The sequence below is a fragment of the Natrinema pallidum genome, from assembly GCF_005890195.1.
Lineage (GTDB): Archaea > Halobacteriota > Halobacteria > Halobacteriales > Natrialbaceae > Natrinema > Natrinema pallidum.
The window spans coordinates 1,801,485-1,825,309 of record NZ_CP040637.1 but is presented as its reverse complement, the minus strand read 5'-3'; the positions used below and the strand labels follow the sequence as shown (position 1 = coordinate 1,825,309).

Here is a 23,825-nt window from a genome sequence, read left to right as displayed (position 1 = left end):
CGAGTAGCCGTCGGGACCCCCCGACGGCTGGTGACGGGGTCGCCTCGAGCGGTCCGAGACGGACTTCGGTTCGTCTACTTGCCCCAGAACGGATCGCGGCTGCGCTGCTTGTCGAGGTACATGTTCAGTGCCTCGAGTTCGTCGCCGGGAATCTCGCTCGCGAGTTCCTGCTCTAAGATCTTCGCGTGTTTCTCGGGAATCTCGATCCAGAGCTCGTCGTCCTCCTCGATCCCCCGTCCGACGGTGGGTCCCTCGATGGCGACCGAGACGCGGTTGCCCGCGCGGGCCTCGTCGACGTCCTCGCCTTGCTCTTGGATGCCTTTGACCTGGCCGACACGGTCGGGCTCGTTGCCCTCGAATTTGACGACGTTCGCGTTATTCTGGATCGTTCCCGAGTTCACCTCGACGCCGACGACTGCGGGATCGTTCTGGCGGAAGGTGTGATCCGGCAGGATGCGAAACCGCGCGGGCCGGGTGATGTTCTCGAGAATGGTGTCCTGCTGGGCCTGCTCGATCCCCTCGACGTACTCCTCGTACTCCTCGATGAGCTGATAGATGACCTCGTCGGTGAAGATCGTCACGTCCTCGATCTCCGCGCGCTGGTCGGCGTCGTCGAGGGTGTCGACGTTGAAGCCGAGGATGGCCTTCTGCTTGCCGTCCTCGGCCGTCGAGGCGACCGAGACGTCCCGCGGCGCGACATCGCCGACCTCCGCGCGGACGATCGGTACCTCCGCGTCGTCCAAGGCGTCGGCCATCGCCTCGAGGCTACCGAGGGTATCCGCCTTGACGACGACGCCTTCCTCGGCGGTGTCGACGGCGATATCCGCGAGTTCGGCCTGAACTTCGTCGATGACCGCGTCGAGATCGCGGTCGCGGACGACCCGAACCGGCGCGCCGGCCATCGCGTCCGCGAGTTCGGGCGCGGCGACCTTGATCCCGGACGCGGCCGACACTTCGTCGACCTTTTCGAACCGACTCTCGGTCCGGATTTCCGCGAGCGGCCGCGGCTGGAGCAACGCGCGGACGTCGGTGACGATCGGTTCGTTCTGCCCGCCGACGACGATCCGATCGTCCGACCGGATCGTCCCGTCGTACAGTACCGTATCGACCGTCGTCCCGAACCCTTTCTCCTCTTTGACCTCGAGAACGGTGCCGACGCCGGGGCCGGCGACGTCAATCTCCATCTCCTCTTTCATGTAGCGCTGGGAGAGGCCCATCATGACGGTCAGGAGGTCCGGGACCCCCTCGCCGGTCATCGCCGAGACGGGGACGACGCCGACGTTGCGCTGGAAGTTCTGGACGCGCCAGTAGAGGTCCGCGGAGAACCCCTCGTCGGAGAGGTTGCCGATGATCTCGTAGAGACTCTCGTCCAGCCGCTCGCGTACGCGATCGGATTGAGCCTCGTAGGTGTCGTTGATCGGCGAATCCTCGTTTGCGTTCCAGCCCGGAACGGTATCGATCTTGTTCGCCGCGACGATGAACGGGGTTTCCGACCGCCGGAGGATGTCCAGAGCCTCGAGCGTCTGGGGCTGGAAGCCGTCGTTGACGTCGACGACGAGGATGGCGATGTCGGCCAGCGCCCCCCCGCGGGAGCGCAGCGTGGTAAAGGAGTGATGACCCGGGGTGTCGATGAAGAGGAGGCCGGGGAGGTCGAAGTCGTCCGGGTCGACGAGTTCGCCCGCGATCGTGGAGATGATGTCCAGCGGAACGGCGGTCGCGCCGATATGCTGGGTGATCGCGCCTGCTTCGCCCTCGATGACCGCGGAGCCGCGGATCTTATCGAGGAGACTTGTCTTGCCGTGATCGACGTGTCCGAGGACGGCGACGATCGGCGTTCTGAGAGATGTGGGGTCGCGTGTATCCGTGTCCGACATGATGAACCACCCGAGAAGGTCTTACCTAAAACCTCCGTAGCACCGTAGTTAAACCCATCGTCATCGACGGTCCACCGCGCACGTCCGCCCGCGAGCCACCTCGTCGGTGATGAGCGGACCGGCAACCGATGCAGTTCGGTCAACTGCCATCCCGATCGCCGAGACATCGCACGCTCGTCCCGGCCGGTGTCTGCCGCTCGTATGCCGGACCCCGTGGTCTTTAATACCGATTAGTAAGTACGGGCATGCATGAGCGATATACTCGCTGAAAACCTCTCGGGGAAGTCCGTCATGGGTTCCGACGGCACCGAGCTCGGACTGCTCTACAACATCACGATGGATCTGAAATCCGGCAAACTTCACGATCTCGTCATCGAGCCCGACGAGGAACTGTCCCGGCGCGCCGTCGATTTCGACAACGACGACGCCGGCCGCTTTCTCGTTCCCGTTAACCGCGTCCAAGCGGTGAAAGACTACATCGTCGTCCAGCGCTAACGGTATGTACGTTCTCGACTCCTCCGCTTTTATCCACGACTTTCACACGACAGAACAGACTGCAACGATCCCGCTCGTCCGCGAGGAACTCGAGGACGAGAGCGCCTACCGCTACGATGCGATGGAGGGCTCCGGGATGCACATTCATATTCCCAACGACGATACCACCGAGAAGGTCGAACGCGCGGCACGCGAGTCCGGCGACCTCGATGTCCTTTCGGACACCGACGTTCGGCTCGTCGCGGCGAGTTTCGAACTCGATGCGACCCTGGTGACCGACGACTACGCGATGCAAAACGTCGCGGAGAAACTCAACGTCGCGGTCGAGGTGATCGCCCGGGAGGGAATCGACGAACAGCGCCAGTGGCTGTATCAGTGTCAGGGCTGTGGCCGCGAGTTCGACGAGGAGAAGGACCGGTGTCCGATCTGCGGGTCCGAACTGGCCCGGAAGAACCCGTCGTAGCCCGCGTTCCCCTTCTGTCGAATCGGCCGCCCGGTAGTCCCGCCGAGACCGCGCTCGATCAGCCGTAGATGAAATAGAGGTTCGCGAAGAGCAACGCGTTGTAGACCCCGTGGATCAGCGCCGGGACGAGGAGGTTGTCGGTCCGCTCGTAGATCGTTCCGAGCACGATCGCGAGCCCGAAGATCGTCCCGAGACTGGCGATCACCGCGCCCAGTCCGGCGGTGGCGTACGCGAGCACGTGTACCGACGCGAAGATGACGCTTGCTACGGCGACCGCGCCGGCCCGCGAGAACGACTCGTACAGCGACTTCTGGATGACGTTCCGATAGAGTAGTTCCTCGAACGGGCCGATAATCAGGACGGCGAACGGCACCAACACGAGCATGAGTTGGGGGTTCTCCTGGGCCCGCTGGGTCGTCGAGTGCTCGGCGCTTTCCACGCCGGCCGACTGCATGACCACGGAAATCACGAAGAGCACCCCGAAGAGCACGACCAATCCTCCGATGGTCCAGCCGACATCCCGTAGCGTCGGCCGTCGGATGTCGATAAAGGAGCGGTCCCGATCAGTCAGTGCGAGATATCCGCCCGCCACGAGCGTCGCTCCGATGGCCATGCAGAACTGGGTGAAAACCGTGTTTTCGACCTCCGAAAGCGGCTCGAGCAGCGCGGAAACCGGAAGCGAGAGGGTGGCGTAAACCAACGGCGTCACGAGGAGCCCTGCGATACCGACGCCGGAGAGCACGACCACCTGTAGGCTCCGACGCACGAGCCCCTGCCCGCTGATCCCGTGGTAATCCGCGACTCCGGCGGCGGCGGTGAGCCCACCGGTGATGAACGCGACGAAAACGATCGGAATCGACACCGAACTCGTCGGCAGCGTGGCCGGCGCGGTGACACCCTGATTCAACGCGTAGCCGGCGAGCATGACGACGGCCACGCTCGAGACGGCGGCGATCGGGCCGGCGATTCGCCCCTCGAGACCGCCGTGGCGCTGGGCCAGAAACGCGAGGACGGCAGCGAGGGCGAACCCGGCCCCGGTCAGGACGGTCGGATCGTCGACGCCGCTGCGAACGGGGACGAGCATGGCGACCATCGTGACCGCCGAGAGGACGGTTCCGATGCCGGGGACCACGTCGGATGCGATCGGGCCGGCGTCGTCGGCCCGTGCAGTCTGGCTCATAGTGGTGTATTCGTGTCCGGACTCATAGGCACACCGCAACCGAACGGGGCGACCGGGTCGACCACACCGACTCGAGTCGGGCGGTCGGGAACGGATATCAGACTACCGCTCGACTCGAAGTTCGGTCTTCTCGGCGACGGCCGCGGCCTCCTCGAAGTCACCGCCGCCGAGCAGGCCGCGGGTCGCCTTCTTCGCCCACTCGACGGCGGGCTGTTCGAACGTGTTCACGCCGTAGAGCTCGCCCGCGAGGACGCAGGCGGCTTCCATGCCGTAGAGCAGCCCGCCGAGTTCGAACTCGTCGACGCGCTCGAGTTCGACGCGGACGTTCGGTCGGCCGGCGGCCGCGAGGCTGGCCTCCGTGGCCTCGAACTCCGCGGCACGCAGTTCGCCGAGCGTCGCGTCGCCGAGGTACGCCAGGTCCTCGACCTCGGTGGTGGGAATCGGGCGGTCGGCACTCTCCGCGGTCGTGACGAAGGTGACGAGCTTGTCCCGCGGGCCCGCACGATAGAGCTGTAGTTGCGAGTGCTGGTCGGTGACGCCGAGGGCTCGCACCGGCGTCTGGCCGAGGTCGTCCTTCCCGAGGCTCTCGGCCCACAGCTGGGCGAACCACTCCGCGGATGTCTCGAGGGACTCGGCGTAGGGCAGTAGCGCGTTGATCCCGGCACCCCGCTGATCCAGTGCGTACGTCGTCGCGCCGTAGGCGTAGGCCGGGCAGTCGAACAGCGACCCCGACAGCGTCTCGCGCTCGGCGGCCGCGCCCGCGAGCAGTGCCTCGAGATCGTGGCCGCAGACGGCCGCGGCGACCATGCCGACCGCCGACAGCGCGGAGAAGCGACCCGGAACGCCATCGGGTACCAGCAGCGACGGCAGTCCGTGTCGTTCCGCGAGGTCCCGGAGCGGCCCCGAGTCGCCGGTCGTGACGATGGTCCGTTCGGTCCAGTCGACGCCGGCCGATTCGAACGCCTCGCGGACGACGAGGAAGTTCGCCAGCGTCTCCGCCGTCGTCCCCGAACGCGAAACCACGTTGATCGCCGTCTCCGCGAGCGGGAGTCGCTCGAGGTGGTTCGAGACCCACTCGGGATCGACGTTGTCGAGGAACACCGTTTCGGTGTCCGACTCGAGGGCGTTCGTGATCGTCGCCGCGCCGAGGGAACTCCCGCCGATCCCGATAGTGAGCAGCGCCTCGGCGTCGGCGATCGGCTCGACCGCCGCACGAATCTCATCCGGATCGGTCCGCTCGGGCAGGTTCAGCGCCTCATACCCGTGGTCTTCGGTCGCCATTCCCGTCTCGATCCGTTCGTGGGCGGTCGCCACTCGTTCATCCAATCGCTCGAGGGAGTCCTTCGAGACGCCCGGCGACGCGACCGACGAAAGCGCGTTTCCGATGTCGACGTTCATGCCTCAGTACGCGACCGCCCGGACTAAAGACGTTCCGTGACGCGAGCGCGAGGGCGACTCACTACCGGGCGACGGTGCCGCTTGCAACTCACGTTCGGACGGCGATCGAAAGCCGAAACCGGGAAACCGATCCGCCCGCTACGACCTCCCATGACCGAGAAAACCGGCACTTTCGTCGTCACACACGCCGAAACCGACTCGGCGGTCGTCCGCGATGTCGAGACCGCACAGGTTCACACCCTCGGCTCCAACCCCGATCTCGAGGTCCACGACGTGCTCGAGGCGACCGTCGCACCCGAGCCGCCGCTGGACGTTACCTGGGAGTTGGTCGACGTCGCGGACAGACGCGCGATCGAACTGGTCGACAGCGACCTCGAGCCGACCACGTACGAAAAGGAGTTGGCGGCCGATGCCGACGTCGGCGACCTGGTACAGGAGGACCGTGCCGGGACGGGTGAAATCCACGTCTTCAGCGTTCCCGAGGGCGAGGTCGAACCCGCAGCCCAAGACGTGCTCGCGGACGAGGAGACGATCTCGCGGGCGGCCCGGCTCGAGGCGGTCCGCGTGGAAGTTCGTCGATCGGTCGACGACGGCGTCTTGAGCGTCCGATACCTGCCAGACTGACCGGCACGGTTCACACCGACCGGTCGTATCGATGTCGGCTACGGGACTGGCAACCGGCACGGCAACTGTGGTCCTCGTTGCAGAGTGACTCGCGTGGTCGGGTGCGGACTGTCGGAATTGAGAAGGCTTACTTCGGGGGGGATACCAGTAGACGGATATATGGCGTATTTCGACGTACCGGAGATCGACTACACCCGGTACAGTAACCGCCAACTCGCGGCGGTCCCGCTTGCAGTTCTCGCAGTGGCACTGCTCGTCCTCGTCGGGTCGTTTCTCGTCTTGGGCTCTCCGGTCCCGATGGGAATGGACTTCGCCGGCGGGACGGAACTGACGGTGCAGACATCGACGCCCCAGGATGATATCGCCGGGGCGTTCGACGAAGACGCGAACGTGAGAAGCACGGGAACCGACAATCAGTACGTCGTGCAGTTCTCCGATTCTGACTTGCAGTCGCTCCGGACGCAGGCGGAATCGGGGCTCGAACAGGACGGGAGCGCCGATATCGTTCAGTCGGCCTCGTCGATGGGCGCGACGTTCGGGCAACAAAACCAGCAGACGGCGTTGTTCGGCCTCGTCATCGCGTTCGTCGGCATGAGCGCGATCGCGTTCATCCTCTTTCGGACGTTCGTCCCGTCGATCGCGATCATCATTTCGGCGTTCTCCGACCTCATGATCCCGCTCGCGTTCATGCGGCTGACCGGGATACCGCTCTCGCTGGGGACGGTCGCCGGGCTGTTGATGCTGATCGGGTATTCGGTGGACTCCGATATCCTGTTGAACAATCACATCCTGCGCCGGGGTGGTGATTTCTACGACAGCACCCATCGCGCGATGCGAACGGGTATCACGATGACCGTCACGTCGATGGCCGCGATGCTCGTCATGGGCGTCGCGGCGTTCGTACTCAGCATCGATCTCCTAGCATCGATCGGAATCATCCTGTTCGTCGGCCTCGCGGCCGACCTGATGAACACGTACATGCTGAACCTAAGCTTGCTTCGCTGGTACAAGTTCGAGGGGGTACGATCATGAACCCGATCGACGGCGTCAAGCAAAACTGGCGGGTCCTCCTGCTCGTGGTGTTTCTCGCCTTTTCCGTCGTCGCGTTGTTCGTCCCCGGCGGCATCGTCGCCGACAGCAGCGTCGCAAACGACAGCGTCGAGAGCGGCCCGACGAACCTCGAGTTCGGGCTCGATCTCGATGGCGGCACCCGCGTCAGGGCACCGGTAACTGGGATGACCGCCGCCGACATCGATGCCGGCGTCGTCAGCGACAGCGGGCAGGTCGATGGGGACCGGATCGAGGAGATCGAGTCGACGCTGTACACGGAGCTCGAACTGGATCAGGCCGACGCCAGAGTCACCGTCGACGACGGCGGCTCCGTCTCCGCGGAGGTCTTCACCGACAACGTGACGCAAGCGGAGTTCGCCGGGGCACTGCAGTCGGCGAACGTCGACGCCTCCGAGGATGACATTCGCGACGGCGTCACCGAACAGACCCGCTCCGAGATCATCAGTACGCTGCGCACGAAGATCAACGAGGCGGGCCTCTCCGGGGGCTCGGTCTCCGAGCAGACGATGCAGGACACGAACTACATCGTCGTCGAAGTGCCGAACATGGGTTCCGATGAGCTCCGGAGGGTACTCTCCGAGCGCGGGGTCGTCGAAGTGGTGGCCTACTTCCCGGACGAAAACGGGAACCAGACGAACGAGACGGTGTTGACCCAAGACAAGATCGCCAACGTCGATCCCCCTCAGCAGCCACAGGGACCACGGGGGCAATCTCAGGGCTACGTCGTCCCAGTGCAGGTCAAGGAAGGTGAGGCCGCCGAGCAGTTCCAGCGGGACATGGAGCGATACGGCTTCCTCGACGAGGGGTATACGCCACAGGGCGCGTGTAACCTCCCCGAGGAGAACGGCTCCATCAGCTTTAATCACGAGGGAGAACAGTACTGTCTACTGACTATTTCGGACAACGAGGTCGTCGACGCCCACTCGATGGGCGGTCTCGCCGACGGGATGATCGCCGGCACCTGGGTGAACGATCCGAGCTTCCAGATGGGCGCACCGAGCCAACAGGAGGCCCAGTCGCTTTCGGTCAACCTCCGTGCCGGGAGTCTGCGTGCGCCGCTGGACCTGAGCCCCGAACGCGCCCAGATCTACTCGATTACGCCGGCCCACGCCGATCAGTTCAAGCAGTACTCCCTGCTGATCGGACTGCTTTCGGTGGTCACGGTCAGCGGCGTCGTCTACACCAGATACACGGACACGCGAATCGCCCTCCCGATGATCGTCACGGCGCTGTCGGAGGTCGTGATCCTGCTCGGGTTCGCGGCGATGATACGCATGCCGCTGGACCTCTCCCACGTCGCCGGGTTCATCGCCGTCGTCGGGACCGGGGTCGACGACCTCGTGATCATCGCCGACGAGGTGTTGGACGAAGGCGATGTCAGTTCGGCACGGGTCTTCCAGTCTCGGTTCCGGAAGGCGTTCTGGGTCATCGGTGCCGCCGCGGCGACGACCATCGTCGCCCTCTCGCCGCTCGCGGTCCTGAGCCTCGGCGATCTGAAGGGCTTCGCCATCATCACCATCCTCGGCGTGCTCATCGGGGTGCTCATCACCCGGCCCGCCTACGGTGATATCCTGCGACGACTGCTGACCGATCGCTAGCGCTCCGATCCCGTTTTTCCGCTTCGTTAAGTCCAGCGCTCCGCTCTCCTGCTCCGTGTCAGCGTGCAGTGCGACAGCGCGGACACCAGTCGACGGTTCCGTCGTCTCCGTACACGCGTGCGAAATCGTACGAGACGGGACTCTCGCAGGTAGTACACACCGGCATCAACTCACCAACCGTACTGCATCGGCGGGACGATAAATAACGGTACGCCTGCGATTGCAACCGGCGCTCGAGACCCGACTCCCGTCGCCGAGACGTGGCGAATCGCGGCTCCGAGGGCGACCGCAGAAACCGTCGCTGTCGACGTACTATGGCTGGTTCAGGTCGCGCTGGAACTCGTCGAAGACCTCGAGATCCGCGGAGAGATCGTACGCGAGGTGGCGCTCGTCCTGCCGGTTGGTGCCGGCGTCGTCGATCGGAGTGGCGACGTCCTCCCAGCCGGGTTTGACCTTGACGCTCTTGGCTGGCATCCCGATCGCGATGTGGTGGGCGGGAATGTCGTGTTGGACGATGCCGCGCGCACCGACGATGGCGTTTTCGCCGACTTTGCAGCCGGCGCGGACCATCGCGTCGTAGGTGAGGCGGACGTCGTCTTCGACGATCGTGTGGTAGTTGCGGACCTCGGTCTGGTCGACGACATCGTGGTCGTGGCTGTAGATATGGACGCCGTCGGAGACCGAGACGCGGTCGCCGATGGTGAGTTTGCCGCGGTCGTCCAGATGCACGTCGTCGTGGACGACCGTGTTGTCACCGATCGTGATGTTGTGGCCGTAGGTGAACGTGATCCCTTTGAAAAACCGACAGTCGTCGCCACACTCCTCGAAGAGGTGGTCGGCGAGCATCCGCCGGAACCGCAGGGCGAACTCGACGTTGTCCGCGATCGGCAGGCTATCGAACTGTCGCCAGAGCCACTGGAGGTGTTTCGACCGCCGGAACTGCGCTTCGTCCTTCTCGGCGTAGTACTCGCTCTCGAGGGTCGTGTTACAGGGATCGTAGCTCTGCAGGCGAACCCGTTCGGCCGCCGAGACGGACGCACCGTCCTGCCAGCGCTCGTAGGCCTCGCGGTCGCCCGAGAGGTCGATCAGAACGTCCTCGACGACCGAGCAGGTGTCCTCGTCGCTCGAGAGTCGCCGATCGACCGCATCGATGAACTCGCGCATCCCCGTGTCCGCCTCCTCGGGGAGCGACACGTACCGCTTTGTCATACCCCGAGGTATTGCCCGCCGCGTTCATAGGGGTTCGGTTGTGCGGTCCGGGTTGCCGGACCCGCCGGTACGGGTGGTTCGGTGCGGGCGGGGAACGCGGACCGCACCCGGGTGTCGCCGGGTCACTCCCGGCCGGACTGCCACTCCGAGAGCAGTAACGCGGGCAGCGCGAGCGCGCCGATCACCAGCAACCCGCCGCCTACGACCGCGCCGACCGTGACGCGATCCCCGGGCATCTCGAGAAACCGCACGACGACGAGTCCGAGCGGGACGAGAGCGAGGAGGATCGCCAGCAGGAGCCGGCTGGAATTCCGGGCCCGAGTGCGACCGTTGTCCATACACCTATTTGTCAGCCACAGGGCAAGAATGGTTCGACTGGAGGGGGCAGCGACCCGAACCCGTTCGGAGCGACCGCTCGGGCGTTCCGTTCACCATAAGTTCCCACGCTCCGAAGGGCCGAACATGCACTACAGCGAACTGGGCGACTCGGGCGTCGAGGTCAGCGAAGTCGGTTTCGGCGCGTGGACCGTCGGCACCGACTGGTGGGGCGACCGTTCGGACGACGACGCGATCGAGATGCTCCAGTACGCCGTCGAGCAGGGGATCACCTACTTCGACACGGGCGACGTTTACGGGCACGGCAACAGCGAGGAACTGGTCGGCGAGGCGCTCGCCGAGGTCCGCGACGAGGTCACGATCGCGACGAAAGTCGGCTACGACTTCTACGACAACCCCCAGGCCGGCCACGGCGAACTCCCCAAATCGATCGAGCCGACGTACCTTCGCGACGCCGTCGACAAGAGCCTCGAGCGCCTCGGCCTCGACTCCATCGACATCCTCCAACTCCACAACGCGGACGTCGACGAGATCACGCCCGACGTGCTCGAACTGCTCGATGAACTCGAGGAGGAGGGCCTGATCGACGCCACCGGCCTCGCGCTCGGCCCCTCGATCGGCTGGCTCGCGGAAGGCGACCTCGCCATCGAGGAGGAGTTCGATTCAGTCCAACTCGTCTGGAACGTCCTCGAGCAGGAGGTCGGGAACCACTTCCTCGAGACGATCGAGCGGACCGGCTCGTCGACGAGCCTGATCCCCCGCGTGCCCCACTCATCGGGGATCCTAAACGAGCAAGTTACTCCCGAGACCGAACTCGACGAGGGCGATCACCGTGGGTTCCGCCCCGACGAGTGGTACGAGACCGGCTGGGAGAAACTCGAACAACTGCGCTTCCTGGAACGCGACGGCGAGCGGACGATGGGCCAGGCGTCGATCGCGTGGCTCCTCAGTCACGAGCCGGTCGCGACCGTGACGCCGACGTTCCGCACGAAGGCGGACATCGACGAGTGGGCGGCTGCCAGCGACGTGCCGACGCTCACCGACGCAGAGATGACCCGCGTTGCGGAGCTGTACGAGACCGACTTCGACATCGACCGCGACGACGGTATGGACGCCCTGCGCTCCTCGGTCGACGGCGCGGACATCGAATCGGCCGGCCTGGACAAACTCGCGGCCGACTGATCGCCCGTCTCGAGCGGGGGCCGGCCGCCTCGGTCTAATCGGCCGTCGATTCCGAGAGCCTGAATTCGAACTCCAGCGTCCCGTCCGTTTTCACGTTCACGCCTCCGAGCCGGTCCGAGAGTTGCGCTCGCGCCTGCGAACTCGGTTCGACCGTGACGGAGACGCTGTTGCTGTTGGCGTTGTACGTGATATTGCCGACGGTGACGGCGAACTCGAAGAGCTCCGGAACGTCCTCTCTGAGCCGGGTCCGCACGTCGTCGACCTCCGACCGAACGTCGGACATCTCCTCGTTTAACGTGCTCATCAGTACTGCTAGCACCGCCCAACCCATAACCATTTAGCCTGTTTGTGACGAGCCCTGACCGTCGCAATGAGGGTCGCGTCCGCCGGCCGAACGGCGTGGCCCGTCCGTTGCGCTCGAGAGGATAGCGTCGTCTCGAGGGACGACCGCGAGCAGCGGTACTCGGGACGCGGCACGGGAGCGAGAGTGAGCGGCGGTGTCCCGCGTATATACGTCCCTCCATATCTGGGTCAGCATCCTATCCGGATACGGACCGAACGTCTAGTCGACGAATCCCATCCAGACCCATGACACCGTACGAATTCACCTGTCCCGACTGTCGTCGGGAGATTCCGGTGACCGATCCGATGCGCGAGGCGACGCTGGCGAACGGCTGCCCGGTTTGCGGGCGGGCGGTAGCCGAAGACAACTTTGCGACCGGGTCCCGTTGTTAGGCCGGACGCCCCACGCGGGTCCGTACTCGCCGTTCGAACGGCCACCGTTCTGCCGTCGGTCGCCGATCGGACCCGTTCGCGTGGAGCGAATCGGACACGAGTGCACGCTGAAGTCGTTGTATTGATGTATGACACTCACAGACGGCTGAGTATGTTTCACATTGTGGTGGTTGTATGACCGTACAGCGATCGGTAGAACGGATCGGCGCGGTGACGAGCAAGTACTTCGTCGTTTGGGTCCTGATCGTTTCCCCGCTGGCACTGTACTCGCCCGAGACGTTCACCTGGATCGAACCCTATATCACGCCGCTGCTGGGCATTATCATGCTCGGGATGGGACTGACCCTGACTCCCGATGACTTCCGTCGCATCCTCGAGCGCCCGCGGGACGTCTTCATCGGGGCGCTGGGGCAGTGGCTTCTGATGCCGACGATCGCTTACGTCCTCGTCGCCGTGCTGGGGCTGCCGGCGGAGATCGGCCTCGGATTGATCCTCGTCGGCGCAGCGCCGGGCGGAACCGCGTCGAACGTGATGACCTACCTCGGTCGTGGCGATGTCGCACTGTCCGTATCGATCACGTCGGTGACGACGATCGCCGCGCCGCTCGTGATGCCGGCGTGGATCGTCCTGCTTGCGGGCGAGTCGATTACCGTCACGTTCGCCGCGATGGCGACCTCGATCGTCCAGGTCGTTTTGCTCCCGGTCGTCGCTGGTCTCGTCTTGCGCCATCTGCTCGACGCGTACGCGCCGGCGGTCGCGCAGGCGGGGCTGTCGATCTTCCCCGCGATCAGCGTGATCGCGATCGTCGCCATCGTCGCGGCCGTCGTGGGACTCAGCGTCGAGACGATCCTCGGCGCGAGCGCCCTCGTCTTCTTCGCGGTCGTCGTCCACAACGGGCTCGGTCTGGGGACCGGCTACGCCGTCGGGCATGCGACGAACATGACCGAAGACCGAGCACGGGCGTGTGCGTTCGAGGTCGGCCTCCAGAACAGCGGGCTCGCCGTCGCGTTAGCGACGACCTATTTCAGTCCGAGCGCCGCGCTGATCCCGGCGCTCTTTAGCGTCTGGCACAACGTCTCCGGGCCGGCGCTCGCGACCCTGTTTACCCGACTCGACGGCGACGCGCCCAGTGGGGACGCAGAACCGACCGTCGCCTCGGATTGACCCGCTCGAGGACGCGGAACCGATTGACCCGCTCGCGAGTCGCCGGGTGACCGACTCGACTACACAATTCCCTTATACTCATTCAATCACCCCTATGACAGCGTTTTACCGTGGAACGGTGTGTTATGAATGTCATGAGCGACGTAACGTACGTCCGGAAGGCGTGTGCGTACATCACTCGCGAAACGGGCGAGCTACTGGTTTTCGAGGGGCCGGAACACGACGGGTTACAGGTCCCGAAGGGAACGCTCGAGACGGGCGAATCACCGCGAGAAGCGCTGTTCAGGGAGGTCCGCGAGGAGAGTGGCCTCGGAACGTTGAACGGAACGCGACACCTGACGACCGATATCTGGACGCGCCGCGAGGAGCCGCCAAAGCGGTACGTGCGGCACTTCTTCCACGCGACAGTGTACGAACCGCGCGACCACTGGCGTCACGTCGTCACTGACGGCGGCGAGGAACACGGTGCCGAGTTCGAATTCCGCTGGCGTCGGCCGACGGCCGTCGAGGACGGTGAGTTCGCACTCGACCTCGACGAATACGTCGGTCTGCTCCCGACCGCTCCCGGTCTCGACGCGGTCGCGAGCACCGCCGACTGATCGCGTTTGGCTCTCGCGACGTTCCGAACGGACGGACGTGGGACGGCCCCTATTTCGACAGCGCGCGCTCGACGGCTGTCGCCACGTCCATCGCTTTCTCGGCCAGGTCCTCGGCGACCAGTTCGTCGCCGATCGCGGCCTCGAGTTCGTCGGCGTCGACGATCTCCACCGTCCCGTCGCTCCGCCGGATGACGTCGACGTAGAGATCGACGTACCGCACGGTATCGGGGAAGAGTTCGATCGGCGTACAGACGTTGACGTAGGTCCCCTTTGGCGTACCGTCGGCGGCCTTGTACGTCGTCGGATACCACCAGCGACCCTCGCGGAACTTCGTCACGGCCACGTCGCCCGCCTCTTTCGGCACGCCGAGCGCGTCGTAGCTGCCGCCCGCGCTCATGGAGCGCTCGAGGGTTATCTTCCCGTCGGGGTCCCAGTCGGTGACCTCGCCGCGACCCAGCGAGACGAGTCGGCCGTCGGGTTTGCCGTGGCCGATCTCGAGGCGGTCCCCCCTGGTCGGGCCGAACTGACGGGCGACCGCGGCGAAGGGGAACTCGTCGCCCTCGACGCCGGTGTCGTCCCCGAGGGAGCCACAGACGGCCTCGGCGAAGTCGACCGCCGCGCTCGCGGCCCGGTCGGCTGCCTTCGTCCGGTGGTGTCCCGGCATGGTCGCCGCCACCTGCCGTCGAGCGCCGTCCAGCGCGAACCGAGCGTCGCGGCCGAACCAGCACCACGCCGTCGTTCGGGGTGTGGCGAGGAGCCCCGGCTCGCCCGGCTCGGCCGGTGTGTCGGCGAGGGCGTCCTCGAGCGCCCGCGCTCGCGTCACAGCGTCTTCGAGGGCGGTGCCCATCGCCTCGAGATCCGCGTCGGCGGCGGCGTGTTGCCAGCGCAGACCCCACCCGTCCGGAACGTCGGCGGAAAGGAAGTCGGTCATGCCGACGAGTTCCTCCGCGCGGTCGCCGCCCATCGCCGCCGAGACGCCGGTCCGGTTCCGGGAAAGGGTACAGAGCCCGCCGCCGACTTCGAGGGCCGGCCGCACGAGCGGGCGGTCGTCGGCCCACGGCGGTGCGGGCTCGTGAACCTGCACGCGGTACCGGTCGCCGCCGTCGACGTACCCGTCGGCGTCGTCGTAGTTGAGGTAGCCACGGCGGCCGTCGCCGAGGTCGACGACCGCACCGCTACCGCCGCTGGCTTCGAGCACCGCCGCGTCGAAGACCGCCCCGCGAGGGGTCTCGTCGTCCCAACGGAAGGTGTCGATGGCGAGGTTCTCGAGTTCGCCTGCGACCGTCTCGACCGCGTCGGGGTCGCCCGAGACTTCGACACCCAGTCGATCGCGGGTCGTCTCGATCGAGACGGCGGCCGGCGCGGCGTCGAACGATTGCTCGAACCGCTCCCGGATCGGCTCGGAGGCCTGGACGACCTCGGAGCCGGCCTCGCTCAGGATGTGTGTGACTGCCGTCGTGTAGATACCCCGGACTCGAGCCGTCGTCATCGATCCCTCCCTGCGGGTGTAGATGTCGTTCGTCGGTGCAGAAACCGCTCGAGCGCGCCGGGTCCTCGTTCACCCATGGGACTCACCGCAGCGTTTCGCGGTCGGTCGCGAACCGAACGCGGTCGTTAATCGTCGGCCCGAGCGAGAGTTCGACGGAGCCATCGTCCAGGATGCGACCGCCCTCGACGGGTACGCCCCACGTCTCGAATCGGAGCCAGCCGCGCATCTCGTCGGCGTGGGTCGTGATGTCGGCGTAGTCGACCTCGTGTTCGGGATACGCCGCACTCGAGTGTGCCAACTCCATGTCGGAGTAGACGATATCGTGCTCGTCGAAGAAGGCCTCGAGCGCCGCCGCGTCCTCGGCGACGGCGTCGACGACCGCCTCGGAGGCGGCCCGGAGGTCGTCGGTCTCGAGGCCGACATCGCGAAGCGCCTGCTGAGTTCGCTGATCGAAGTGCATGTCGGTCGGTTGGGCCGGGAGGCCTTTGATGATTCCGAGTCCGTGTCGGGTCCCGCAGTCGCCGTCTGCTGAGAACGGCGTAGCACGACAGCTCACTCAACCGATCCGCGGTCGCGCGTGCTGTCGGCCGGCCGAGCGATGCGTCGTCGTCGAACGAGGCGTGCCGTCCCGCTTTCATCGCCGGTTACCGAACCTATACCGGGCCGGCGACTCTACACTCGGCCATGCAGCGAAGGCGCGACCCGGTCGAACGAGCCGAGGAGCGACGCGACGGCGGGTCGATGGACCTCTATGATATCTCCACCTGGGAACCGCGATCGGTTCCGGACATGCTCGCGTACACGCTTTACACCGCGGTCAGCTACGGGTTTCGGGCCATCGTCCTGTTGATCGCGGTCGCGATCACACTCTCCCTGCTCGTCTCCCCTGCCGCGCTCATCCTCGAGGACCCATTCATCGGACTCTTCTTCGCGCTTTCCGTCGTCCCCGCGGGACTACTCGCAGCGTACATCTGGTACGCCGATATCACGACGAGCGAACCGCTCCCGTTGCTCGTCGCGACCTTTCTGCTCGGTGTGCTCTTCGCGACGTTCGCCGCCGTCGTCAACTCGCTCAGCCAGGCGGTGCTCGGGATCGGCAGCGGCGTCCTCTTTTTCTACCTGATCGTCGGTCCGATCGAGGAGACGGTCAAACTGCTCGCCGTCCAGGTGTTCGCCTACCGGAGCACCAGCTTCAACGCGGTCATCGACGGGGCGGTCTACGGTGCCGTCGCGGGACTTGGCTTTGCGGCCATCGAGAACGCGATCTACATCGGCCGCGTCGTCGGCGAAGCCGATCCGGAGGCGGGCGTGTTCGTCACTGCCGGCGGCATCGCGACGGTTCGCGCGCTGGCCGGCCCCGGCCACGTCATCTATTCCGCGATCGCGGGCTACTACCTCGGGCTGGCGAAGTTCAACCGCGACTACTTCTGGCCGATCGTCCTCAAGGGACTGCTCGTCGCCGCCTTCGTCCACGGGACGTACAACGTCACGGTCGGCATCGTGCCCGACATCCTCACCACGTACCTCCCGCTCAGCTACGGACTGGCGTTCGTGAGCTACGTGGTGCTCTACGATCTCACGATCGGTTACTATCTCTACCGCAAGCTCGCTCGCTACCGCCGGACCTATCAGGCGGTTACGAGCAACGCCGACGGCGGCGTGCGACCGGAACTGACCGAGTTCGAGCCGCCACAGCGCTGACCGTCTCCCACGTCCCGTTCCGATCTCGACTCGAGGCCGATGCAGATGCCGCGATCCGCCAGTCAGTCGACGACCCACAGGCCGATATCGCAGGAAAGAGCCCCCGGCTGTCAGTCGAACCGGGCCTCGAGCAGCCGTTCGACGTACTTCGCGAGCACGTCGACCTCGAGATGAACCGGATCGCCGGGCTCCTTGTCGGCGAGCGTCGTCAGTTCGTAGGTCGTCGGAACGATGGCGACGGTGACCCGACCGCGCTCGGCGTCCAGTTCCGCGACGGTCAGGCTGATCCCGTCGAGCGTGATCGAGCCCTTCTCGACGACGTACCGGTCGTACGTTGCGGGCAACTCGAACTCGAAGAGCCAGTCTTCCGCGACCGATTCGACGTTCGTCACGGTGGCGACCGCGTCGACGTGCCCCTGTACGACGTGGCCATCGAACCGGCCGTCGGCCGGCATCGCCCGCTCGAGGTTGACCGACGTACCCGTGTCGAGGTCGCCCAGATAGGTCCGCTCGACGGTCTCCGTCGCGAGAAACACCTCGAACCACTCGCCCTCGGCGAACTGCTCGACTGTGAGACACGCACCGCTGACGCTGATACTTTGGCCGTGGACGAGCCCCGTCGCGACCTCGTCGGCTCCGATCCGCAGCCGGTGGCCGTCATCGGTTCGCTCTCGAGCGACGATCTCGCCGGTCTCCTCGACGATCCCCGTGAACATATCCGAACCTGACGCGCGACGAGGCAAAGCCGTTCCGGGTCCGGCCCCGGCGTCGGTCGCTCGGACCGACACGCCGCCGCGTTTTTAGCGGTTGCCGCACTATCTCGGGCCAATGGCCGGTATTATCGATACGATCAAACTCGCGGGTACCCTCGTTCTCGCGCTTCCCGCGGCGATCGCCGGGCTCGAACTCGCGCTCGGTCGCGGACAGACGGTGGTCGGCATGGCGCTCGTCGGACTCGCGATCGGACTCGTCGTCATCCAACACACGCTGACCATGCCCACCGACGTGCCCGAACTCCTGGCAAAACGGGTCGTCGGCACGGTCGCGAAAGAGTCGGAGTCCGAGTCGGACGACGACGGATCGCGCCGTTAGTCGAGCAGTGCGGTCGGCTCGAGCGATTGCGACGGCGCGGCGAGCCAGTCGGGGCGTTCGCCGGCCTCGTGGACCGCCAGCACGTCGGCGATCCGGACCCGAACGTTCGCGTCGACGTGTCCAGCCACGTCGAGTCGCACCACGGTCCCGGGACCGACGTCGCTGCTGCCCGCGAGCGGCCGCTCGCGAGGCTCGAGTCCGACGCCCGAGACGTCGGTTTCGATCGCGTCCCCCTCGGCGAAGCCGAACGACCGGACCTCCGCCTCGAGATCGGCCGCGACGGCGGTCACCGACTCCGTCCCGGCGGTCAGCATCGATCGCGCCGACCGGAACGACTGGGTGACGGCGACGTGGACTCGCCGTTCGCGGCCGCCGTCGCTGTCGACGACGAGCGTCCGAACGAGGCCGCCGTAGTAGCCCGTCGGGTCGCGAGGAGCGGCCTCGAGAACGATCGGTTCGCCCGGCCGGAGTGGGTCGTCGGCCCCTGTATCGGATCCGGGATCGACGGCGGTGTTACCGGCCGGAAACGCACCCGCGCCGACGACTGCCACATCGATGGCGGTCCGAAGTCGGGCGGGCGTTAGCGGCTCGCTTCCGGTCCCGTCTCCATCGGCAATCGCGAGCCGTCCGTCGACGACCGTCGCGTCGGCGAGGAGCGACGCCGCTCGCCGAATTCCGGCACTCGCCGCCCGTTGGGCGGCTGCGATCCGTTCCCGTTCGCCGTCCGTCTTCGTCGCTCGCGCCCGCTCGAGGGCATCCGTCGACGCGAGGTCGAACCCTTCCCCTTCGAGATAGAGCGCGGCGTCGTGTGGGACCCGCGGCGGGGTCAAAACCGTGCCCTCGAGACCGCGGTCGGCGAGTGCTGACGCGAGTCGCTTGGCCGGATGCCCGCTCGCGTCGTCGGCCGCCGAGCGGACGAGCCACTCGTTTTCGATCCCGTCGTACGCGACCGCGGTGGGACCGGTCGTCGGTGTCGGACGAGCGTACCGAATCCCCGGATCGCTGTCGGCCCCGGCGTGGACGAACGCGGCCGCATCGCGGTCCGCGAGGGCGGCCGACACGACGCCGGTTGCGTGGTCGCGTCGCTGACGGGCGGCCGACCCGTCTCCGAATCGGTCAGTACCGCCGCCGTTCCCACCAGTCACGGCGCTTCGGCTTCGGGCTCGACCTCGTCTGCATCCGCGTCGGGGACGGGTTCCTGGGCCTGCTCGATCAGTTCCTCGAGCGTCGAGTCGGTCAACTGGTTCCTGAGCAGGACGTCGATCGGCAGCGTCGGCGCACCGTCGACGAGGTTCTCGAGCAAGACGAGTCGTTCGCGAGCCCGGGACATGCCGACGTAGAACACCCGGCGTTCGTTGTCCGTCAACACCGGAACCGGCGAGGTGGTCTTGGTGAACTCCTCGCAGCCGGGAACGTCCTCGGGGTCGTCGACGGTGGCGACCATCTGCTCGACGACCTTTTCGGTGAGGTCCGTCCCGACGAGGACGTGGTCGGCTTCGCGACCCTTCGCGGAGTGGATCGTGCCGACGCGGACGCGGTCGGTGTCCATCCCTTGATACTCGCCGATGGCGAAGTACGACCGGACGCTTTTCTTCTGGAAGTTGGTGACCTTCCGAAGCATGTCGGCCGCCGAATCGGGGCCGGGCATGAACGGGGCATGGTCCTCGACGACTTCGGCGGGGATCATGAGGTTCTCGAGGTCCTCGATGCCCGCATCCTCCTGTCGGTCGTCGATCTCGTCGAAGAGGTCGTCGCGTTCCTGGGTCCCGAAAGCCGACTCCTGAAGCATGTCGGCGAGTCGGCGTGCCTGCAGGCCGGTGACGTCCTCGCCGGCGTCGATGGCCTCGACTGCGCGGACGTACTGCGTGAGTCGGTCGGTCCACATCCGCTGGTCGGTCAGCGACGTGAACGGGACGCCTTCGGTGATGAACTCGTCGATGAACTGGAACATCTGGTACCGGGCACGGAACAACACCATCACGGTGCCGTCGCCCTCGACGAGGGTACGCCGGACCATCCGGACCACGTCGAGCATCGATCCGTTCGTGCGAGCCTCGACGGAGCCGCCTTCGGTGCGTGGCTTGAGGTCCTTGTCCTGACGCTGGTCGATGTGGCGGATCTCCTTGTTGACCGCGTTGAGCACGTTCGACGGGAGTCGATAGGAGTTCGGCAGGATGACGTCCTCGTCGACCTCCTCGTCGAGGAGCAGTGCCGGGTCAGCGCCTTGCCAGGAGTAGACGACCTGGTCGTCGTCGCCGGCGATCAGGACCTGTTCCATGTGAGGCTTCCACTCCTCGTAGACGTCGTACTGGAGCGTGGTGATGTCCTGAAACTCGTCGATCACCAGATAGTCGACGTTCGGGAGCAGCGAGCGCTGTTCGACTCGCTCGAGCATGTCCGCGAAGCCGATCTTGCCGTGTTCACCCTTGTAGGAACGCCATGCACGGATGGCTTCGGGGACGTCGATCCGGTCGTCGTCGCTGGGCCAGGTCGGCGTGTACTTGTTGCCCTCCTGGGCGTTGGGGTCGATTTCCGGCGGGAGACGGACCTCCTCTTCGTCCCACTGGAAAGGAACGTCGTACCAGTCCGAAACATCGCGGCTGGTCCGCTGGAGCCACTGGCTCGTCGCGATGACCTTGTTCCCGATGGTCGTCGATCGGGCGGTCCGGCGGCCGGCACCCGAGTACTCGTCCTCGTACTCGATGCCGTACTCCTCGCAGAACTCCTCTTTGTCCGACTCGCCGATGACATCGCTTCGAGAGAGATCGAGCAGTTCGTAGGCCTTCGCGTGCATCGTACAGACGTTGCCCTGCAGCGCACGCGGGCTTTCGTCGAGTCGTTCGGCGAGGCGTTCCCGCACCTCCTGGGCCGCCGCTCGCGTATACGAAACAACGAGAATATCCCGAAAGGTGACGCCGTCCTGCTCGAGGATTTCCTCGACGTGGTCCAGAAGGGCAGTCGTCTTGCCGCTTCCCGGACCACCGAACAGGCGGGTAACCGTCGTGTCCGTCGTAGTCATTGTAGCTGAACAGGAGCGCGACACCCATAAGTGACGTGGGTTTTCGTCGACAGAAACCAGTGGTCAGGGATCGCGTGGAGAGCGGGCGTCTCTGATGTCCGCACCGTCGCGAATCTTGTCCTGACAGTCCGGACAGACGCGCGGTTCGTCGACATCGCGGGGGGTGAAGACCCGAGCGTACGCGTCCGTAACGAACGCGCCGCAGTTCTGGCATTCCGGCATCGTTCTTCTCAATCGGATATGGTCAGTAATGCATTATAATTGTGTCGGATCAAGAACGATAAGAACTGCTCGAGGGTGCTGAGAAATCGTCCAACGAGGAGCGGAAAACACGGTTTCGGCGGGCGAGAGGAGCGCCCGGTCGCTGTCAGTCAGGGCGCGGGTTCCCACCCGCAGACGGTACAGGAACTGGCTGACGTGTCGTGGAGACCGCCGCAATCGGGGCACTGCTTCTTGTTATACTCCTGCTCCCACCCTACTCGTTCGACCGAGTGACCGCGATCGGACAGGAATTGATCGATGACGTCGTCACCGGCATCCGTGGGTGAGGTTGCCATATGTATGTGAATACGAACCACAGTATTAAATCGTTGGGTCGATGAAGATCCTGCCTCCTTTCCGCGCTCACGCGTCGTTCCGACGGCCACGGAACCGTTCTGCCGCCGTATCGCCCCGGCGAGCCCGTCCGCCGCCGGATCGACCCGCGGACTTTTCTCGCTCTCGCGCAAACGGGACGATATGAGCGACCTGCGCCTGAACACGACCCAACTCGACCGCTACTCGAGACACGTCATCATGGACGAGATCGGTCCGGACGGCCAGCAACGGCTGCTCGAGAGCGCCGTCCTGGTCGTCGGCGCGGGTGGCCTCGGCTCGCCGGCGATCCAGTATCTCGCCGCGGCCGGCGTCGGCCGACTGGGAATCGTCGACGACGACGTCGTCGAGCGCTCGAACCTGCAACGACAGATCGTCCACGGCGATGCCGATGTCGGCCGGCCGAAAGTCGAGAGCGCAGCCGACTACGTCGCGGCCCTGAATCCGGACATCGATGTCGACGCACACGAAACCCGCGTTACGGCCGACACCGTCGACGACCTCGTCGCCGGGTACGACATCGTCCTCGACGCCAGCGACAACTTCGCCACCCGCTACCTGCTCAACGATCACTGCGTCCTCACTGAGACGCCGCTGTTCCACGGCGCGATCTACCGCTTCGAGGGCCAGCTGACGTCCTTTACGAACGAGCGCGGCGGTGACGAGCCACGGCCGTGTTACCGGTGTGTCTTCCCCGAAGCTCCCGAGCCCGGCACCGTCCCCGACTGCGCGACGACGGGCGTACTCGGCGTCCTCCCCGGAACCGTCGGTTGTATCCAGGCCACGGAGGCGGTCAAGTACCTGCTCGGGACGGGCGACCTGCTCGAGGGGCGACTCCTCATGTACGACGCGATGGACATGAGCTTCGAGGAGGTTCCCATCCGGCCGAACCCGGCGTGTCCCGTGTGTGGCGACGACCCCGAGATCGAGTCGGTCTCCGACGTGGCCTACGAGGGGACCTGCGGGATCTCGGCCGATTAAGTGGGGGGCGCGGCGGTCAACGGCTCGGGGGAAAGCGGCGGCCCCGCGAGCGGACGACGGCGGGCAGTCGCAACGCGCCGGCGACGGCGAGACAGGAGACGAACGCGGTCGTGCCGAGTTTACCACCCGCGCCGGCGAGCGCGGGCGAAACGGCGAGAAAAACGACGCCACAGAGGAGCCCGGCACCCGCGACTTGGCCTGTGCCTTCTAACCGCTCGCCGCTCGACATCCCGACGAACGACGCACAGAAGGCGACTGTAGCCAGCGTCGCCCCCAGGTCCGGGAGCAGCGGCGGGAACGCGACGCCGGCGACGACCCCGACCGCCGCGGAGGCGACGACCGAACTCAGCCCGCCGTGGGTGCGGAGTCCGATCGTCACGACCGCAGCGACGACGGCGACGACGACGATCGCCGGGGCGAGCCGCCACGCGAGCGATCCCCCGCCGGCGTAGTCGACGTCAGTCAGCAACACCGTCGCGATGCAGCCGAAGAGCGCGATCGTCCCGTACTTTCCGCCGAAGCCGCCGAACGATTCCGCCGTCGCGACGAACGCGAGGCCGGCGAGCAGCCCCGCCAGTGCGACCCACTCGAGCGACGGGAACAGCGCGGGCGAGGCCATGCCGACGAACGAGCCACAGTAGGCCGCGCCGTCGACGCGCCGAATCGCGAGGCCGACCGTCAGCCCGACGGCCGCGGAAGCCAGCACCGGGCCGAGGCCGACCGAAACGCTCAGCCAATACGTGCCGACCGCGGCGGCGGCGACCGCAAGCGCGTCGACGGCGTCCGTCCGATCGAAGCCGACCGTCTCGAACTCCCGGAGACGCCGGCGTTCCGTCGCAGCGACGACGGTCCCCGCGAGAACGACACCGAACTGGACGCTCAACAGCCCGGACGGGGGATCGGTCGGCGCGCGAACGGCACCGAGGAGCAACGCGGCGGGCGTCACCAGCAACACGAGGTAGCCGGCAAGCTGAACCGAACCGTACACACCCGTACTCGTCCGAGGGCGACCGAGAACATT

At 65.9% G+C, this 23,825-nt stretch carries 27 protein-coding genes; 12 read left to right on the top strand and 15 right to left on the bottom strand.

Translation table 11 applies throughout. The features are described from left to right. Window positions 1-74: 74 nt before the first annotated feature. The gene (gene infB / locus FGF80_RS09060) at window positions 75-1,874 is read right to left on the bottom strand and encodes a translation initiation factor IF-2 (RefSeq protein ID WP_138653485.1); all 1,800 of its coding nucleotides are present in this window, start codon (window positions 1,872-1,874) and stop codon (window positions 75-77) included. A 249-nt stretch (window positions 1,875-2,123) separates the two neighbouring features. Between infB and FGF80_RS09055 the strand changes: the two genes are divergently transcribed. Further along, complete coding sequence (locus FGF80_RS09055) at window positions 2,124-2,369, top strand: PRC-barrel domain-containing protein (RefSeq protein ID WP_006183792.1); 246 nt, start codon at window positions 2,124-2,126, stop codon at window positions 2,367-2,369. Window positions 2,370-2,373: 4 nt separating this feature from the next. Next, window positions 2,374-2,832 carry an NOB1 family endonuclease gene (locus FGF80_RS09050; protein WP_006183793.1) on the top strand — a complete coding sequence of 153 codons (459 nt, stop codon included), beginning with the start codon at window positions 2,374-2,376 and terminating at the stop codon, window positions 2,830-2,832. Window positions 2,833-2,890: 58 nt separating this feature from the next. Here FGF80_RS09050 and FGF80_RS09045 read toward each other — a convergent pair whose 3' ends face one another. Then, a complete protein-coding gene (locus tag FGF80_RS09045; RefSeq protein ID WP_138653483.1) occupies window positions 2,891-4,012 on the bottom strand; it encodes a CPBP family intramembrane glutamic endopeptidase in 1,122 nt (373 codons plus the stop codon). Between the two features lie 102 nt (window positions 4,013-4,114). Next, a complete protein-coding gene (locus tag FGF80_RS09040; protein WP_138653481.1) occupies window positions 4,115-5,410 on the bottom strand; it encodes a glucose-6-phosphate isomerase in 1,296 nt (431 codons plus the stop codon). A gap of 150 nt (window positions 5,411-5,560) precedes the next feature. On the opposite strand from FGF80_RS09040, the gene FGF80_RS09035 reads away from it, so the two are divergent. From FGF80_RS09035 to FGF80_RS09025, 3 genes are all read left to right on the top strand, one after another. Further along, window positions 5,561-6,034, top strand: a complete 474-nt coding sequence (locus tag FGF80_RS09035; RefSeq protein WP_006183796.1) for a DUF5812 family protein — start codon at window positions 5,561-5,563, stop codon at window positions 6,032-6,034. A gap of 159 nt (window positions 6,035-6,193) precedes the next feature. Then, window positions 6,194-7,066, top strand: a complete 873-nt coding sequence (gene secF / locus FGF80_RS09030; RefSeq protein WP_006183797.1) for a protein translocase subunit SecF — start codon at window positions 6,194-6,196, stop codon at window positions 7,064-7,066. Further along, window positions 7,063-8,703, top strand: coding sequence for a preprotein translocase subunit SecD (locus FGF80_RS09025; RefSeq protein WP_138653479.1), 1,641 nt, complete (start codon window positions 7,063-7,065; stop codon window positions 8,701-8,703). The genes secF and FGF80_RS09025 overlap by 4 nt, the downstream gene beginning before the upstream one ends. Before the next feature lie 58 nt (window positions 8,704-8,761). Here the strand turns inward: FGF80_RS09025 and FGF80_RS19990 are convergent, their stop codons facing one another. The 3 genes from FGF80_RS19990 to FGF80_RS09015 all read right to left on the bottom strand — a co-directional run bounded on the left by FGF80_RS19990 (window position 8,762) and on the right by FGF80_RS09015 (window position 10,250). Then, entirely contained in the window at window positions 8,762-8,869 is a 108-nt protein-coding gene (locus tag FGF80_RS19990; protein WP_449406422.1) for a DUF7563 family protein, read from the bottom strand. A gap of 146 nt (window positions 8,870-9,015) precedes the next feature. Then, window positions 9,016-9,912 (bottom strand): acyltransferase, encoded by an 897-nt coding sequence (locus FGF80_RS09020; protein WP_138653477.1) that lies wholly within the window; start codon window positions 9,910-9,912, stop codon window positions 9,016-9,018. 122 nt (window positions 9,913-10,034) lie between these two features. After that, window positions 10,035-10,250, bottom strand: a complete 216-nt coding sequence (locus FGF80_RS09015) for a hypothetical protein (protein ID WP_006183800.1) — start codon at window positions 10,248-10,250, stop codon at window positions 10,035-10,037. A 124-nt stretch (window positions 10,251-10,374) separates the two neighbouring features. Between FGF80_RS09015 and FGF80_RS09010 the strand changes: the two genes are divergently transcribed. Further along, entirely contained in the window at window positions 10,375-11,430 is a 1,056-nt protein-coding gene (locus tag FGF80_RS09010; protein ID WP_138653475.1) for an aldo/keto reductase, read from the top strand. A 34-nt stretch (window positions 11,431-11,464) separates the two neighbouring features. On the opposite strand, the gene FGF80_RS09005 is transcribed toward FGF80_RS09010, so the two are convergent. Further along, window positions 11,465-11,734 carry a hypothetical protein gene (locus tag FGF80_RS09005; protein ID WP_049907762.1) on the bottom strand — a complete coding sequence of 90 codons (270 nt, stop codon included), beginning with the start codon at window positions 11,732-11,734 and terminating at the stop codon, window positions 11,465-11,467. A 284-nt stretch (window positions 11,735-12,018) separates the two neighbouring features. Between FGF80_RS09005 and FGF80_RS19570 the strand changes: the two genes are divergently transcribed. The 3 genes from FGF80_RS19570 to FGF80_RS08990 all read left to right on the top strand — a co-directional run bounded on the left by FGF80_RS19570 (window position 12,019) and on the right by FGF80_RS08990 (window position 13,928). After that, window positions 12,019-12,165 (top strand): DUF7560 family zinc ribbon protein, encoded by a 147-nt coding sequence (locus FGF80_RS19570; protein WP_138653473.1) that lies wholly within the window; start codon window positions 12,019-12,021, stop codon window positions 12,163-12,165. Window positions 12,166-12,339: 174 nt separating this feature from the next. Beyond that, window positions 12,340-13,329, top strand: a complete 990-nt coding sequence (locus FGF80_RS08995; RefSeq protein WP_006183804.1) for a bile acid:sodium symporter family protein — start codon at window positions 12,340-12,342, stop codon at window positions 13,327-13,329. A gap of 134 nt (window positions 13,330-13,463) precedes the next feature. After that, a complete protein-coding gene (locus tag FGF80_RS08990; RefSeq protein WP_006183805.1) occupies window positions 13,464-13,928 on the top strand; it encodes an NUDIX hydrolase in 465 nt (154 codons plus the stop codon). Window positions 13,929-13,977: 49 nt separating this feature from the next. Here the strand turns inward: FGF80_RS08990 and FGF80_RS08985 are convergent, their stop codons facing one another. Both FGF80_RS08985 and FGF80_RS08980 read right to left on the bottom strand, forming a co-directional pair. Further along, window positions 13,978-15,417: a DUF402 domain-containing protein gene (locus tag FGF80_RS08985; protein WP_138653471.1), complete on the bottom strand. Its 1,440-nt coding sequence runs from the start codon at window positions 15,415-15,417 to the stop codon at window positions 13,978-13,980. An 82-nt stretch (window positions 15,418-15,499) separates the two neighbouring features. Next, complete coding sequence (locus tag FGF80_RS08980; protein ID WP_138653469.1) at window positions 15,500-15,877, bottom strand: DUF7532 family protein; 378 nt, start codon at window positions 15,875-15,877, stop codon at window positions 15,500-15,502. A gap of 224 nt (window positions 15,878-16,101) precedes the next feature. Between FGF80_RS08980 and FGF80_RS08975 the strand changes: the two genes are divergently transcribed. Beyond that, a complete protein-coding gene (locus FGF80_RS08975) occupies window positions 16,102-17,118 on the top strand; it encodes a PrsW family intramembrane metalloprotease (protein WP_138653467.1) in 1,017 nt (338 codons plus the stop codon). Between the two features lie 110 nt (window positions 17,119-17,228). On the opposite strand, the gene FGF80_RS08970 is transcribed toward FGF80_RS08975, so the two are convergent. Further along, window positions 17,229-17,834, bottom strand: a complete 606-nt coding sequence (locus FGF80_RS08970) for a riboflavin synthase (protein ID WP_138653465.1) — start codon at window positions 17,832-17,834, stop codon at window positions 17,229-17,231. 112 nt (window positions 17,835-17,946) lie between these two features. Here FGF80_RS08970 and FGF80_RS08965 point away from each other — a divergent pair, with 112 nt between their 5' ends. Then, complete coding sequence (locus FGF80_RS08965) at window positions 17,947-18,210, top strand: DUF7533 family protein (RefSeq protein ID WP_138653463.1); 264 nt, start codon at window positions 17,947-17,949, stop codon at window positions 18,208-18,210. Here FGF80_RS08965 and FGF80_RS08960 read toward each other — a convergent pair. The 4 genes from FGF80_RS08960 to FGF80_RS08950 all read right to left on the bottom strand — a co-directional run bounded on the left by FGF80_RS08960 (window position 18,207) and on the right by FGF80_RS08950 (window position 21,786). Next, window positions 18,207-19,355 carry a M24 family metallopeptidase gene (locus tag FGF80_RS08960; RefSeq protein ID WP_138653461.1) on the bottom strand — a complete coding sequence of 383 codons (1,149 nt, stop codon included), beginning with the start codon at window positions 19,353-19,355 and terminating at the stop codon, window positions 18,207-18,209. The genes FGF80_RS08965 and FGF80_RS08960 overlap by 4 nt on opposite strands. Beyond that, window positions 19,352-21,229 carry a UvrD-helicase domain-containing protein gene (locus FGF80_RS08955; RefSeq protein WP_138653459.1) on the bottom strand — a complete coding sequence of 626 codons (1,878 nt, stop codon included), beginning with the start codon at window positions 21,227-21,229 and terminating at the stop codon, window positions 19,352-19,354. The genes FGF80_RS08960 and FGF80_RS08955 overlap by 4 nt, the downstream gene beginning before the upstream one ends. Before the next feature lie 63 nt (window positions 21,230-21,292). Then, on the bottom strand, window positions 21,293-21,451 hold the full coding sequence (locus FGF80_RS19135; protein ID WP_006183815.1) for a DUF7563 family protein: 159 nt from the start codon (window positions 21,449-21,451) through the stop codon (window positions 21,293-21,295). Between the two features lie 149 nt (window positions 21,452-21,600). Beyond that, a complete protein-coding gene (locus FGF80_RS08950; RefSeq protein WP_081603398.1) occupies window positions 21,601-21,786 on the bottom strand; it encodes an HVO_0416 family zinc finger protein in 186 nt (61 codons plus the stop codon). A 181-nt stretch (window positions 21,787-21,967) separates the two neighbouring features. On the opposite strand from FGF80_RS08950, the gene ubaA reads away from it, so the two are divergent. After that, window positions 21,968-22,804: an SAMP-activating enzyme E1 gene (gene ubaA, locus FGF80_RS08945; protein ID WP_138653457.1), complete on the top strand. Its 837-nt coding sequence runs from the start codon at window positions 21,968-21,970 to the stop codon at window positions 22,802-22,804. Window positions 22,805-22,820: 16 nt separating this feature from the next. Here ubaA and FGF80_RS08940 read toward each other — a convergent pair whose 3' ends face one another. Then, the gene (locus FGF80_RS08940; protein ID WP_138653455.1) at window positions 22,821-23,792 is read right to left on the bottom strand and encodes a hypothetical protein; all 972 of its coding nucleotides are present in this window, start codon (window positions 23,790-23,792) and stop codon (window positions 22,821-22,823) included. Window positions 23,793-23,825: the final 33 nt, after the last annotated feature.

Coding starts and splice junctions, on each gene's coding strand:
- infB (WP_138653485.1), bottom strand. CDS start 1,874: ATGTCGGACACGGATACACGCGACCCCACATCTCTCAGAACGCCGATC.
- FGF80_RS09055 (WP_006183792.1), top strand. CDS start 2,124: ATGAGCGATATACTCGCTGAAAACCTCTCGGGGAAGTCCGTCATGGGT.
- FGF80_RS09050 (WP_006183793.1), top strand. CDS start 2,374: ATGTACGTTCTCGACTCCTCCGCTTTTATCCACGACTTTCACACGACA.
- FGF80_RS09045 (WP_138653483.1), bottom strand. CDS start 4,012: ATGAGCCAGACTGCACGGGCCGACGACGCCGGCCCGATCGCATCCGAC.
- FGF80_RS09040 (WP_138653481.1), bottom strand. CDS start 5,410: ATGAACGTCGACATCGGAAACGCGCTTTCGTCGGTCGCGTCGCCGGGC.
- FGF80_RS09035 (WP_006183796.1), top strand. CDS start 5,561: ATGACCGAGAAAACCGGCACTTTCGTCGTCACACACGCCGAAACCGAC.
- secF (WP_006183797.1), top strand. CDS start 6,194: ATGGCGTATTTCGACGTACCGGAGATCGACTACACCCGGTACAGTAAC.
- FGF80_RS09025 (WP_138653479.1), top strand. CDS start 7,063: ATGAACCCGATCGACGGCGTCAAGCAAAACTGGCGGGTCCTCCTGCTC.
- FGF80_RS19990 (WP_449406422.1), bottom strand. CDS start 8,869: ATGCCGGTGTGTACTACCTGCGAGAGTCCCGTCTCGTACGATTTCGCA.
- FGF80_RS09020 (WP_138653477.1), bottom strand. CDS start 9,912: ATGACAAAGCGGTACGTGTCGCTCCCCGAGGAGGCGGACACGGGGATG.
- FGF80_RS09015 (WP_006183800.1), bottom strand. CDS start 10,250: ATGGACAACGGTCGCACTCGGGCCCGGAATTCCAGCCGGCTCCTGCTG.
- FGF80_RS09010 (WP_138653475.1), top strand. CDS start 10,375: ATGCACTACAGCGAACTGGGCGACTCGGGCGTCGAGGTCAGCGAAGTC.
- FGF80_RS09005 (WP_049907762.1), bottom strand. CDS start 11,734: ATGAGCACGTTAAACGAGGAGATGTCCGACGTTCGGTCGGAGGTCGAC.
- FGF80_RS19570 (WP_138653473.1), top strand. CDS start 12,019: ATGACACCGTACGAATTCACCTGTCCCGACTGTCGTCGGGAGATTCCG.
- FGF80_RS08995 (WP_006183804.1), top strand. CDS start 12,340: ATGACCGTACAGCGATCGGTAGAACGGATCGGCGCGGTGACGAGCAAG.
- FGF80_RS08990 (WP_006183805.1), top strand. CDS start 13,464: ATGAGCGACGTAACGTACGTCCGGAAGGCGTGTGCGTACATCACTCGC.
- FGF80_RS08985 (WP_138653471.1), bottom strand. CDS start 15,417: ATGACGACGGCTCGAGTCCGGGGTATCTACACGACGGCAGTCACACAC.
- FGF80_RS08980 (WP_138653469.1), bottom strand. CDS start 15,877: ATGCACTTCGATCAGCGAACTCAGCAGGCGCTTCGCGATGTCGGCCTC.
- FGF80_RS08975 (WP_138653467.1), top strand. CDS start 16,102: ATGCAGCGAAGGCGCGACCCGGTCGAACGAGCCGAGGAGCGACGCGAC.
- FGF80_RS08970 (WP_138653465.1), bottom strand. CDS start 17,834: ATGTTCACGGGGATCGTCGAGGAGACCGGCGAGATCGTCGCTCGAGAG.
- FGF80_RS08965 (WP_138653463.1), top strand. CDS start 17,947: ATGGCCGGTATTATCGATACGATCAAACTCGCGGGTACCCTCGTTCTC.
- FGF80_RS08955 (WP_138653459.1), bottom strand. CDS start 21,229: ATGACTACGACGGACACGACGGTTACCCGCCTGTTCGGTGGTCCGGGA.
- FGF80_RS19135 (WP_006183815.1), bottom strand. CDS start 21,451: ATGCCGGAATGCCAGAACTGCGGCGCGTTCGTTACGGACGCGTACGCT.
- FGF80_RS08950 (WP_081603398.1), bottom strand. CDS start 21,786: ATGGCAACCTCACCCACGGATGCCGGTGACGACGTCATCGATCAATTC.
- ubaA (WP_138653457.1), top strand. CDS start 21,968: ATGAGCGACCTGCGCCTGAACACGACCCAACTCGACCGCTACTCGAGA.